The organism is Thalassospira lucentensis MCCC 1A00383 = DSM 14000 (assembly GCF_000421265.1).
In the GTDB taxonomy this organism is placed as follows: Bacteria; Pseudomonadota; Alphaproteobacteria; order Rhodospirillales; family Thalassospiraceae; genus Thalassospira; species Thalassospira lucentensis.
Window position 1 is genome coordinate 16,156 of the sequence record NZ_ATWN01000005.1, and the last position, 12,692, is coordinate 28,847.

Consider the following 12,692-nt stretch of genomic DNA (forward strand, 5'->3'; position numbering starts at 1 on the left):
CGAAAAGACAAAGCGACACGAGCTGTGTTTGATCGCAAGATTCCGATCCATACGCTAATGAGCGGTTTTGAAATTGGCGACTGTCAATCCTGAATTTGCGGAACTGTATTGTACCGCGGTCGCCACGCGCGCCATTCTATAATTCTCTGCGACCATTCGGTCAGCTTTTTAGGCAGATGTATCGCTTGCTGCGTCCGCCCGCTCGAACTGAACAGTAAAGACACATCCGTTGTGATCATCAGGTTTCGTCAGCTTCACAGTCGTATGGTGACGCAGCGCGATTTCACGGACGATCGATAATCCAAGCCCACACCCGTCCTCTCCGTTCTCGGCTATACGATAAAACCGTTTGAAAACATCCTTATGGTATTTCGATGGAATTCCCGGACCGTTGTCTTCGACCGTCAAGATTACACTGTTGCGCACCACGTCATCTTCCAGTCGGACTGTGACTGCACTTCCTTCCGGGCAATATGTCAGCGCATTGTGCACAAGGTTCTTTAAAAGCTCCTCAATCAAAGTGGCATTGCCCATGATCATCGTGGGTTCTGTGATGCCTTCATATCCAAGATCAATGCCGCTCTCGATGGCCGTCATGACTTTTGATGCTGTCACTGTTCTGGTGATGTCACACAGATCAATTTTCTCAAACGGTCGACCGGCAAGACCTTCCGGTGCGGCACGGGCCGATGCAAGCAACTGATTGGCCAAATGCGACGTTTGCTGAGTGGACGTTGCAATCGTTTCCATGATCTGGTGCAGTTTTTCTGGATCATCTTCACGAAGGCCCAACTCAGACTGCGTGCGCAATGCGGCAAGTGGCGTGCGCAACTGATGTGCGGCATCCGCTGTAAAGCGCTGCATGGTTGCCAAACTGTTTCCAAGGCGTTGAAAAAGATGATTAATCGCGCCGACGAGATGCCGCACTTCATTGGGAACATCATGCTCAATCGGCCTCAAATCGGTTGGCGATCGACGGTTAAGTGCCTCTTCAAGGCGTGTGAGCGGTTTGAGCCCCTGCCCGATACCAAACCAGACAATAACAGCCGCAATCACAATCAGTGCAATCTGACGCGCAGCCGCACTGGCAAGGATGTCTTCGCTCAGACTTGTTCTGGTGCCCATGGTTTCAGCAACAAGTACCTGAAAACGTGTTGCCTTTCGAACGCTGGCGACATAGCGCGACAACGCGCCAATGCGAACATTTTCGCCGTTATACACCGCATCATAAAACACCGGATTTTCGCGCAGTGGCAATAACGCGTCTGGTACCGGCGGCAAATCTTCGTACCCGGTGATAAATTCACCCTGTATGGTGCCAACTTGATAAAAAACGCGGTCTTCGGCCGAACTTGTCAGCATCTCAAGTGCGACATACGGTACATCAACTTCTATCTTGCCCCCGATCAGGACAACACGGTCGGCAATTGCCAATGCAGAACTTAAAAGTGCACGGTCAAATGCTTGATTTGTCGAGTGAACAGCGTTGCTTCGCACTTCAAGAAGCATTAAAGAACTGATCACCAAAAGCGGGATCAGAAGCCAGATAATCAGCCGTCGCCTGAGTGATCCGTTACGCCATTTCATGTCTTTTTCAACAAATAACCAAGTCCGCGTACCGTTTGAATTTTGACCTCAGCCGCTTCAACGCGTTTGCGTAAACGACTGATATAAAGCTCTACCGCGTTCGCACTGATATCGTCCTCAAACCCGGCCAACTGATCGGCAATCTGTTCCTTGCTCAGAACATGCCCCAGCCGCAACAGCAGAATTTCAAGGATATTAAGCTCGCGGCGTGGAATTTCAATGTCATCGCCGTTGATCATGACACGCCGTGCCACCGTATCAAATACCAACTGACCACATCTGATCTGGGTGTTGTGCGTGCCGGCATTCCGCCGCATCAGTGCCCGTACGCGGGCCTCAAGCTCGACCAGTTCAAACGGCTTTGCAAGATAATCATCCGCGCCAAGATCGAGCCCCTTGACCCGATCTTCGATATCTCCACGCGCGGTCAGGATCAAAACCGCACTTTCGGCACCGCGATGACGCAATCGGCGCAGAATTTCAAGCCCGTCAAGCTTTGGCAAATTAAGATCAAGCACGACCAACCCGTATTCCTGAGTGCGCAGGATATCATCGGCTTCTTCACCATCTGCGATCACATCAACAGCATAGCCAGATTGCCGAAGCGATCTGGCTATGCCGTCCGCCAGTGCGGCATGATCTTCGACGACGAGGACTCTCATTGTTTGTCGTACTCTTCCCTGATAAACCGATAATCGGGTTCCGCAGATTTGGTGCATTATACCAAGTCGGTAGTTCTGGCCGATGAAATCGATAATCGACGCCCGATTAGGATAGTACACTATGACCTTGGGACGTTCCTGTATTCGTTTATGTGTCATTGCCGTCGCGATGCAAGCATCTTCTGCGTTTGCCGAGGTGTTTCAGTTCCCTGCCCTGCACGCAAACCAGCCCGCCGACCCAGAACAAGCCCTTCTGACCAATTATAATCAGGTGGCCGTTGTATACGGCTCTGCCGACATTGGCGCTTTTAGCCCCGCCATCGAAGCATTTCAGCAGAACAACCCGCAGGTTGGCATTGAATATCATCAGCTTCAGACACTTGAAATGTATGACATGACGATCAAGGAACGCATCAGTGGTGCCGCCAATGCCGATCTGATCATTAGTTCCTCCATGGATTTGCAGATGAAGCTGGCAAATGACGGGTACGCAATCGCCCACCAAAGTGCGCAAACGGATGCCCTGCCCAATTGGGCGCGTTGGCGCAACGAAGCATTCGCCGTGACGCAGGAACCCGCCGTAATTGCCTATAATCGGGAATTTTTCCGCGAAAATGAACTGGAACCACCACGCACACGCGAAGCATTCCTTGAACTGCTGCGTGCCAATGATGATTTACTCAGCGAAAAAGTAACAACCTACGATATCGAGCGCAGCGGCGTTGGCTTTCTCTTTCTTGCCCGTGATGAACGATTTTTCCCCGGTATATGGGACTTCATCCGGCAACTGGGTCAATCCAAGGTAAAGCTGTATTCAAACACCTCACCCATGCTGGAAAAAATCGCCGACGGTCAGGTTGTCCTTGGCTATAACCTTCTAGGATCCTATGCGGAAACCTTTAGCCACAGAACACCCAACCTTGGCGTCATCCTTCCCGATGATTTCATTGTCGTTTATTCGCGTATTGCCATCATCCCGCGCGGGGCGCGCAACCCGAACCTTGGCGCACGTTTCCTTGATTACATGCTCTCAATCGAAGGACAAACCGTTCTGCAGGACGCAGGTAATTTTAACCCGGTGCGCGCCGATGTTCCGCAAAGTCCATTTTCCTCATTGATCTTTGACCGCTACGGAGAACGTGTACGCTCCTTTCCGGTTGGTCCCGGCTTGCTGGTCTATCTTGATCAGGCAAAACGTCAGCGGTTTATTCGTCGATGGCAGGATGCACTTTTAAACCGGCGTTAAAACACATCCCCCCATACGTTTGAAAACGATTAACCTTCCTGCTTTTCCATCGGTACGGGACGCTGTTCGTGCCCGGTATAATTCCAGATCATACGACGCGGGATTGGGCCTTTGTTGCGGCCACCTTGCTGGGTTTGCTCCCATGCATGGGCAAGAATGCCCACCGACCGTGACAGGCAAAACAATCCGCGTGCCAGGGGCGCATCAAATCCCAACTCGGCATAAATAACCGCCGTCGCACCATCTATGTTCATCGGGATTTTTTTGCCTTTACGCACCTCAAGCTTCTTTTCGATTTCACGGGCAATCATGCCAAAATGCCCCTCAACAATACCGTCTTTGGCCGCATCCTCCACCAGCCCCAACAAACGCGGCGCACGCGGGTCGGTCGGATGGAAACGATGCCCAAATCCGGGGATATGTTTACCATGTTCGGAAATCTGGTGATCAAGCCCGTCCGAAACCGCCTGCGCGACGGATACGCCATCATCAATACGTCGTGCAATATCGCGATATAAGGCAACCGCTTGCTCGCCCGCACCACCATGAACGTCGCCCAGCACATTTACGGCACTTGCCATTGCATTGTTAAGTCCAACGCCACAGGTTGCCGCCATGCGGGCAATAGCAATGCTTGGAGCTTGTGGGCCGTGATCAACAGCAGCCACCAATGCTGCCTCAAGCAGTTTTGCCTGCTTGGGATTGGGCAAATCACCCCGGGTCATCAACCAGATCATTGCCGGAAAGCTGACATTTCCGATCAAATCTTCGATGGCATACCCTGAATAGCGAATTTCGCCGGGCTTCATATCGATGATCGAGCTTTGCCACCAGTCCGATACTTCGTGTTCAACATCACCTGCTGTTTTCTCGCTCATAATACGCCCTCCGCTATCAGCGTTTTGATTTCGTCAACCGACAATCCAAGCCCGGCCAAAATGGTTTCATTGTCCTGTCCCAAAACGGGCGGCGGCGCATCGACACTTGGGGCTTCGCCATTAAGCTTCATGCCCGTACGCAGGACGCGAATGTCACGTTCAACACCCGGCACGCTCGCGAAATCGGCGATCATTCCGCGGTCGGCGATTTGTGGTAATGAAAGTGCCTGTGGCACGGTTAGAACCGCCCCGGCTGGCACCCCAACCGCATTAAATGCCAGCACCCAGTCATCGGTACGACCTGTTTGAAGTACCCTCTCAAACAACCCGGCCAATTCTTTGCGATTTGAAAGACGATCAGAGCGGGTCAGAAAGCGTGGGTCGGCTTTAAGCGCGTCTAGTTCAAGCACATCACACACGGCTTCAAACTGTTCCTGCTTATTCGCCGCAATGTTGATTTGACCATCTGCAGTACGAAACGCTCCGGACGGTGATGACGTAAAGTTATCATTGCCGTTTGCGGTCGGTTGCTGCCCGGCAATAAGGAAGTTCGAAACCACCCAACCCATGGTCGCAACGACCGATTCCAGCATCGAAATATCGATAAAGCTACCCTTGCCCTCATTATTGCCAAGCGCCCTGCCCGCAAGTGCTGAACTGATCGCACAAGCTGCCGTGAGACCACCAATGGTATCGGCAACCGGATACCCGACCCGATAGGTTTCCTTATCTTCTTCACCCGTTATGGTCATGATACCAGAAAGGCCCTGCACGATTTGATCGTAAGCTGGCAGCTTTTTCATCGGACCACTTTGCCCGAACCCGGATATCGCACAATAGATCAAAGCGGGGTTCACCTTGGACAACACGTCATAATCAAGCTCAAGCCGATCCATCACGCCGGGTCGAAAATTCTCAACTAAAACGTCGGCCTGCTTGACCAGTTTTTTAAGGATATCCTTGCCGCGTGGGTCTTTCAGATTAAGTGTGATCGATTTCTTCCCGGCATTCTGGGCGAGGAACGAAACCCCCATCAGTTTTTCATTCAAACCGGCATCCGCACCCAGTTGCCGGGCCAAATCACCGCGCCCAGGAGCTTCGACCTTAATCACTGTTGCGCCAAGATGTGCCAGTTGATGACAACAAAACGGTCCGGCAAGCACATTGGTCAGGTCCAAAACCGTGACACCATGAAGCGGTTTGGTATTTTGCATGCTGTTTCCCAATATTCTGTCTAGTAGAATTATGTTCTATTATATAGAATTTACTGTCCTCGCAAAACGGTTCAATCAGTCAGCGATCAGGCTGCCGCCTCTTGGAATTTGGAAAGACCATGTCAGAACAGAATGTTAGCGCCGTTGAACGCGCACTTATGATCCTTGATGTTTTTACCGATCAGGATGCGGATCTGTCGCTTAAGGACCTCGCTGAACGCACCGGAATGTACAAAAGCACTATCTCAAGACTGGCCGGAACATTAGAGTCGAATGGTTTTCTAATGATTTCGGGGCGTGGGCGATATCGATTGGGCCCGGCCTTATGGCGATTGGGGTCCATTTATCGGCGATCATTTAGGATGGATGACGTTGTCCGCCCACATCTAAGCGCACTTGTTGATCAAAGCGGTGAAACAGCCTCTTTCTATGTCCCGGAAGGGTCAAACCGCCTGTGCCTGTTTCGCGAAAATTCACCCCGCAGCCTGCGCCATCATCTTGAAGAAGGTGCCATCCTGCCCTGTGAACGTGGGGCTGCCGGACATGTTGTTCGTGCGTGGGGCAACGGCGTTGATGATCGGGCGCTAGAAGTCCTTGAACACGGTTTTGCGCAAAGCCAGGGTGAACGCGACCCAGATATTTCGGCCATCGCTGTTCCGGTTCTTGACCGACACAAACAAATGTTGGGTGTTTTGTCATTGTCGGGTCCGGGCAGCCGGTTTACAGCAGAAAAACGTCAGAGCGTATTGTCTTTATTGAAATCCCATGCCCTTGAATGTGGCCGCTCTCTTTCGGCGTAAGGCCCACTTTCCCGCCATATTCGGCACCGTCTATGCCACAGCTTCATAAAACATATGCCTTTTTTTCACCTGATTGTTGGCAATGACAGGTTGGTGACAGGTTTGACTGTTAACGTCCTGCCACTGCCGATCAGGGGGTAAAACCGCCCAAGGATCAAAAACAAGAATATCGGCAAGGGAGGACTTACTTTCAATTCGACAGTCAGGTTGCGTTTGCACACCTGAAAGGTCGTGATCGTTCTCCGTTGCTGAAGTTCTGTCCTTAATGATCGGCGCGCCACCGTTTTGGTGGCTTGGGAAAATGCTTTAGTGTCTGGAGGAGACCCTGATGAACAAGCTGACGATGTTCTCGCGTCGCGGATTTATGGTTGCAGCAACTGCTGTGGCTGTTTCGACGGCTGCTTTTGCTGTTACGACTGCCAAAGCTGCAGAAATGGATGAAGTTCACTTCATCATTCCGGGCGGCGCAGGCGGCGGCTGGGACGGCACCGCACGTGGTACAGGCGAAGCCCTGACAAAATCCGGTCTGGTTGGCACCGCATCTTATGAAAACATGTCTGGCGGCGGCGGCGGTAAAGCCATTGCTTACATGATCGAAGCTGCTGACCGCCTTGATAACACCTTGATGGTCAACTCCACTCCGATCATCGTGCGTTCGCTGACCGGGGTCTTCCCACAATCGTTCCGCGACCTGACCCCGATTGCTGCTGTTGTTGCTGAATATGCGGCCTTTGCCGTACCGGCAGACAGCAAGTTCGAATCTTTCACCGACGTTGTTGCATCTGTCAAATCTGACCCGTCATCGGTCAAATTTGGTGGTGGCTCGGTCCGTGGTGGCATGGATCACATTGTTGCAGCCTACGCTGTGCAGCAGGGCGGCGGTGATGCCAAACAGGTAAAATACATTCCGTATGATGCGGGTGGCAAAGCAATTGCTGGTCTTCTGTCGGGCGAAACCGACGTTCTGTCGACCGGTCTTGGTGAACTTCTTGAACTCGCCAAAGCAGGCCAGATTCGTATTCTTGCGGTAACTTCGAACGAACGTATCGAAGCAGCTCCGGAAGTTCCGGCTCTCGGCGAACTCGGCATTGATGCAGAATTCGTAAACTGGCGCGGTTACTTCGGCTCACCTTCCCTGTCGGCTGACAAAGCAGATGCGTATGCAGCACTTCTCAAAGACGTGCAGGCAACCCCGGAATGGGACACCGTGCGCAAACGTAACGGCTGGGAAAAAATCTATAAAGGTCGTGCAGAGTTTTCCACCTTTATGGAAAACCAGGAAAAGGTCGTTGGCGACCTGATGCGCGATCTTGGCTTCCTGAAATAAGCCATTAGAAAACCGACAAAAAGACTTCCGAAGGAAACCACGCCATGTCCATCAATCGTGACAAATTCGGCGCACTGCTTTTTCTATGCCTTGCGCTGATCTACGGGTTTTATGTCGATGATATCCCGTTGCTGTTTGGCGACGAAGATGCGCCGTTTAATGCTCAGACCCTTCCTAATGCGCTTGCGTGGATATTAGGTGTGGTTTCCTTCATCCAACTGGTCATACCGGCCAATCAAGAGGCCGGTAACCTTTCTGCCGCCTTCCGCGGTTTGAAATGGGGCCGTGTTGTTCAGCTTGCTGTGCTGATGGTCTTTTATGGCTTTACCATTCGCTATCTCGGCTTCCTGATCTCGACCACGATCTTTTTGGTCGGGGGCTTTGCCGTTCTTGGTGAACGCCGGATCAAGGTTTTGCTGGGTGCATCCATCCCTGTTGTTTTCATTTTCTGGTACCTGCTGACCCAACTGATGGGCATCTATCTGGCACCGGGTGACATCTTCGAAATGCTGGGTTAGGGCGAAAGAAATGCTTGAAGGAATTTTCTCCGGTCTTTCGACCGCAGTCATGCCGATCAACCTTCTGATGGTTGCTGTCGGCTGTTTCGCCGGGACCTTTATCGGCATGTTGCCGGGGCTCGGTCCGATCACCGCAATTGCGCTGATGATCCCGATCACCTACGGCTTTGATCCCTCAACCGGCCTGATCCTGATGGCCGGTGTCTATTACGGTGCCATCTTTGGCGGTTCTACATCGTCAATCCTGATTAATGCGCCGGGCGTAGCAGGCACCGTTGCGACGGCCTTTGACGGTTACCCGATGGCCCAAAAAGGTCAGGCTGGCAAGGCACTGGCAATTGCCGCCTACTCGTCATTTTCCGGTGGCACGATTGCCGCGATCTTTTTGTTGGTTGCAGCCCCTGTCCTTGCTTCTGTTTCGCTATCGTTCCAGTCGGGTGATTATTTCGCCCTGATGGTATTGGGCCTGACGGCAGTATCGGCCTTTGCCGGTAAAGGTCAGGTTCTCAAGGCGATTACCATGACGCTGTTTGGCATCATGCTGTCGACCATCGGCACTGATCCTGCCGCTGGTGTTGCGCGCTTTACCTTTGGCAACATGGACCTTATTGACGGCATCAGCTTCCTGTTGCTTGCCATGTCGACCTTTGCACTCTCCGAAGCCCTTCTGTCGATCCTACGTCCGACCAAGGATACACGCACCGACGAAGAACGGGCGTTGAAAAACCTTGGCTCGATGAAGCTGTCCAAAGAAGAAGTCAAAACCATGATCCCGGTAATCGGTCGATCCTCGGTGCTTGGCTTCTTTACCGGCGTTCTGCCAGGTGCCGGTGCGACCATTGCATCCTTCCTTGCCTATGGTATGGAGCGCAACATTGCATCTGCCAAGGAAAAGCTTCAGTTCGGCAAGGGGTCCATTCGTGGCCTTGCCGCCCCTGAAACCGCCAACAATGCCGCTTGTTCTGGCTCTTTCGTCCCACTTTTGACCCTTGGTATTCCGGGGTCTGGTACGACGGCCGTCATGATGGGCGCTCTGATTTCTTATGGTGTCCAACCAGGCCCGCGTCTGTTTGTTGAGCAGCCGGAAGTTTTCTGGTCGGTTATTATTTCGATGTATATCGGCAACATTGTTCTTCTGGTGTTGAACCTGCCGCTGATCCCTTATATCTCGCGCCTTTTGGCTCTGCCGCAGCAATTGTTGGTCCCGTTCGTGCTGTTCTTCTCGCTGATCGGTGTTTATCTGGTGACCTTTAACGCCTTTGATATTCACATGATGGTCATTGCCGCAGCAATCGCCATTGGGCTGCGCCTTTTGAATTATCCGATGGCGCCGATGCTGCTGGGCTTCATTCTGGGCAGCATGATGGAAGAAAACCTGCGCCGTGCATTGATGATCAGTGATGGCTCGCTGGCCTTCCTTTGGGAACGTCCGATCACGCTTGTGATCCTCCTGCTCAGTGCCCTGTTCCTGTCAGCACCTTTGGTCGGCAACCTGCGCCAATGGGTAAAAAACCGCAAAGCGGTGCCAAACGACGGTGAATTCTAAGACCTGAAAAGCTTCCGACGCGAAGGAATTGGATGAATGCGCTTTCTTGATAATTTGGCGATTGGGCCAAAAACACTTTTGGTCCCGGTCTTTCTGATGGTTGTGATCGTTGCGATGGGGATTGCAACGGTCGCCACACTTGAAAGCGAGAAAAACACTCTCACCAGCCTTCGCGTCGAAGCCTATGAGCGGCGGTCTGACGCACTCACACTCAGCAACGCACTGAACGAGGTGCATGGATCGCTGTTTCGTATCCTAACATGGGATTCCAACGGCATTAATGCTGCAACTGTTCCTGAGTTGCGCGAACAGGTCAGCCATATTTCAGAAGACCTTGCCCCGCTCGCACAACGGCTTGCGGTTGTTGGTGGCGACGAGTTCACCAGCAACTATGAGAAATACATCGAACAGGTTGACCAGTTCCTGGTTGAAAGCGAAATGAACATCTACGGCGCACTCGAAGTCATTGCGCAGGCCGATGAAACATTCCGCGCCCTTCAGGTTCCGCTTACTCAAATTCTGGTGCAGACCCACGAACTGGCCCAAACATCCTTTGCCAATGCATCGTCACAGGCAGAAGCCTTGCAACGGGTATTCGTGATTGTTGCCATCCTTGTTGTGTTTATTGCCGGGGTGGTTTCTGTGTTCGTCTCCCGGCGCATTTCACGCCCCATGACCGATCTTTCACATCTGATCGAACAAATCGCCAATGGCGATCTGGACATTGATGTTCGTGGCGTTCAACGCCGTGATGAAATCGGCACGGTTGCGCGGTCTGTAACTGTTTTGCGCGATCAATCCAAAGAAGCCGAAAGCCTGCGCAAAGAACGCGAACGCGTCCGAACGATCGAAGGCGAACGCCAGCAGGATCTGATCCGCGCTACCGATCATTTCCAGCGCACCGTTCAAGATGCCCTTTCCGGGTTTGACCGTGAATTTGGCTCACTGAACGGATCGGCAAGTGAAATGGAGCAGATCGCAACGTCGGCAAGCGCACGTTCTGCTGATGCCAATCAGCATTCCGAACAAGTTCTCCATCATATCGAAGCCGTATCGCAAACCACGGCAAGCCTGTCCGAAGCCATTGCCGAGATCGGCCATCAGGCACAGAATTCGGCCGAAGTCGCTGGCAAGGCCCGCTCGGAAAGTGAACAGTCCCGCGCCCTGTTTGAACAGCTGACCAACGCGACACAACGCATTGGCGATATTGTCGGTCTGATCGAAGACATCGCAAGCCAGACCAACCTACTGGCCCTGAATGCCACCATCGAAGCGGCACGTGCTGGGGACGCTGGCAAGGGCTTCGCCGTCGTTGCCGGTGAGGTTAAAAACCTTGCATCGCAAACAGCACGCGCGACCGAAGATATTTCCAATCAGGTCGATGAGATCCGTGGCCTGACAGACAATGTCGTCGGCGCACTGCAAAGTGTTGCAAATGTGATTGGTGAGGTTGATCAATCGGCCGCGGCGATTGCCGCAGCTGTGGAAGAACAACAGGCATCGACGGCTGGTATTTCCGATAGCATTCATGATGCCAATGGCGGGATGCGCACTGTGGCTGAGGCCGTTGGTGCTCTTGATACCGAAACCGCCCGCGTTCACAACGGTTCGGAAAATGTCACGCGCGCAACCAACACACTTAATACCGAAGCATCGCGACTGCGCGATGCGATTGATGGGTTCCTCGAACAGATCAACAAGAACAAGGCCAGCGCATAATGAGCAGATCACCCGAAGATCCAGCCACGTCCAGTTGGATCAACCGTATTTCGGGTGTAATGACACCGCGCTTTTTCAAAAGACTCTCTATTGCCCTTGGTATTGGCCTTGTTGGTGGATTGATCGCACATAGCCTAAACATGCCGCTCGCGTGGATGATGGGACCGATGCTTGCAACTTTTGTGGCAAGCTTGATGCGCGTTCAGATGGGCATTCCGATGGAGTTTCGTTCGGTCATTCTGGGGGTGATCGGCATTTTTCTTGGCGCGTCCTTTACCCCTGAAACCCTTGATCAGGCGGCCCGCTGGCCAATCAGCATGATTGCGGTGCTGATTTACGTGCCCGTCGTGACGGTTCTTGTGACGTGGTTCTATACCAAAATCGCCCGACTTGCCCCCGCAACAGCCCTGTTCTCAGCAACACCGGGAGGTCTGACGCCTATGGTCGTCCTTGGCGCTGCTGCGGGCGGAAATGAACAGGAAATCGCATTAACGCAAGGCTTGCGCGTTCTGTTGTTGGTCATGTCTGCCCCCTTGATCGTTTTAATGATTACGGGTGTCGTTGCCAGCGGTCATGGCGATGGTGATGCGGTCTATATGACACTGTCAGAAGGTCTTTTGACAGGTGGTGCGGCCCTTCTCACTGTATTGCTGTTTCGCAAGATTCGCGTCCCAGCTGCCTATATGACAGGTGCAATGCTTGCCAGCATGGTTCTGCACGTCACCGGGGTCGTTGAAGGTAATTTGCCTGATTGGCTTTTGGCCGGAAGCCTTTTGATCCTTGGTTCCGCCATCGGCAGCCGTTTTGCAGGCGTCAAATTATCATTTTTGGCGCGATTGGCCGGTTATTCGATCTTTGCCACGCTGGTAATTTTGGCCTTTACCGGCGGCGTTGCCTGGATGGTGTCGCAGTGGCTTGATCTTGATTTCATTGCTGTGTTGCTGGCGTTTGCGCCGGGGGGCGTTGCTGAGATGTCGCTGATCGCACTGGCACTGAATGTCGAGCCAAGCTTCGTTGCCTTCCACCACATCGTGCGTATATTTGAAATCGTCTTACTTGCGCCGATCATGGCAAAGTGGTTCCAGCGCCATATGCAGCGCAAGAACGCGCAGAATAACACCCCTGCCCGGTAAGCGTTCTGCACCGAAGGAATTTTTCCGCCTTTAAGTACTAAGATTTCCGGGAATCAAAAAAG

General features: G+C 52.6%; 11 protein-coding genes. 7 read left to right on the top strand and 4 right to left on the bottom strand.

Translation table 11 applies throughout. The features are described from left to right. Positions 1 to 168: 168 nt before the first annotated feature. Entirely contained in the window at positions 169 to 1,587 is a 1,419-nt protein-coding gene (locus K355_RS0111185; protein ID WP_022732231.1) for a sensor histidine kinase, read from the bottom strand. Further along, a complete protein-coding gene (locus tag K355_RS0111190) occupies positions 1,584 to 2,249 on the bottom strand; it encodes a response regulator transcription factor (protein ID WP_022732232.1) in 666 nt (221 codons plus the stop codon). Before K355_RS0111190 ends, K355_RS0111185 begins: the two co-directional genes overlap by 4 nt. A gap of 121 nt (positions 2,250 to 2,370) precedes the next feature. On the opposite strand from K355_RS0111190, the gene K355_RS0111195 reads away from it, so the two are divergent. After that, entirely contained in the window at positions 2,371 to 3,495 is a 1,125-nt protein-coding gene (locus tag K355_RS0111195) for an ABC transporter substrate-binding protein (RefSeq protein ID WP_022732233.1), read from the top strand. Positions 3,496 to 3,524: 29 nt separating this feature from the next. Here the strand turns inward: K355_RS0111195 and K355_RS0111200 are convergent, their stop codons facing one another. Both K355_RS0111200 and K355_RS0111205 read right to left on the bottom strand, forming a co-directional pair. Then, entirely contained in the window at positions 3,525 to 4,373 is an 849-nt protein-coding gene (locus tag K355_RS0111200) for a citryl-CoA lyase (RefSeq protein WP_022732234.1), read from the bottom strand. Further along, on the bottom strand, positions 4,370 to 5,587 hold the full coding sequence (locus tag K355_RS0111205; RefSeq protein ID WP_022732235.1) for a CaiB/BaiF CoA transferase family protein: 1,218 nt from the start codon (positions 5,585 to 5,587) through the stop codon (positions 4,370 to 4,372). The genes K355_RS0111200 and K355_RS0111205 overlap by 4 nt, the downstream gene beginning before the upstream one ends. Before the next feature lie 119 nt (positions 5,588 to 5,706). Between K355_RS0111205 and K355_RS0111210 the strand changes: the two genes are divergently transcribed. The 6 genes from K355_RS0111210 (at position 5,707) to K355_RS0111235 (ending at position 12,630) form a co-directional block, all read left to right on the top strand. Continuing rightward, positions 5,707 to 6,387, top strand: coding sequence for an IclR family transcriptional regulator (locus tag K355_RS0111210; protein WP_022732236.1), 681 nt, complete (start codon positions 5,707 to 5,709; stop codon positions 6,385 to 6,387). A 328-nt stretch (positions 6,388 to 6,715) separates the two neighbouring features. After that, a complete protein-coding gene (locus K355_RS0111215) occupies positions 6,716 to 7,714 on the top strand; it encodes a tripartite tricarboxylate transporter substrate binding protein (RefSeq protein WP_022732237.1) in 999 nt (332 codons plus the stop codon). A gap of 44 nt (positions 7,715 to 7,758) precedes the next feature. Then, positions 7,759 to 8,232: a tripartite tricarboxylate transporter TctB family protein gene (locus tag K355_RS0111220; RefSeq protein WP_022732238.1), complete on the top strand. Its 474-nt coding sequence runs from the start codon at positions 7,759 to 7,761 to the stop codon at positions 8,230 to 8,232. Between the two features lie 10 nt (positions 8,233 to 8,242). Then, a complete protein-coding gene (locus K355_RS0111225; RefSeq protein WP_022732239.1) occupies positions 8,243 to 9,778 on the top strand; it encodes a tripartite tricarboxylate transporter permease in 1,536 nt (511 codons plus the stop codon). A 36-nt stretch (positions 9,779 to 9,814) separates the two neighbouring features. Beyond that, entirely contained in the window at positions 9,815 to 11,497 is a 1,683-nt protein-coding gene (locus tag K355_RS0111230) for a methyl-accepting chemotaxis protein (protein ID WP_022732240.1), read from the top strand. Then, a complete protein-coding gene (locus tag K355_RS0111235; protein ID WP_022732241.1) occupies positions 11,497 to 12,630 on the top strand; it encodes an AbrB family transcriptional regulator in 1,134 nt (377 codons plus the stop codon). The genes K355_RS0111230 and K355_RS0111235 overlap by 1 nt, the downstream gene beginning before the upstream one ends. Positions 12,631 to 12,692 lie beyond the last annotated feature (62 nt).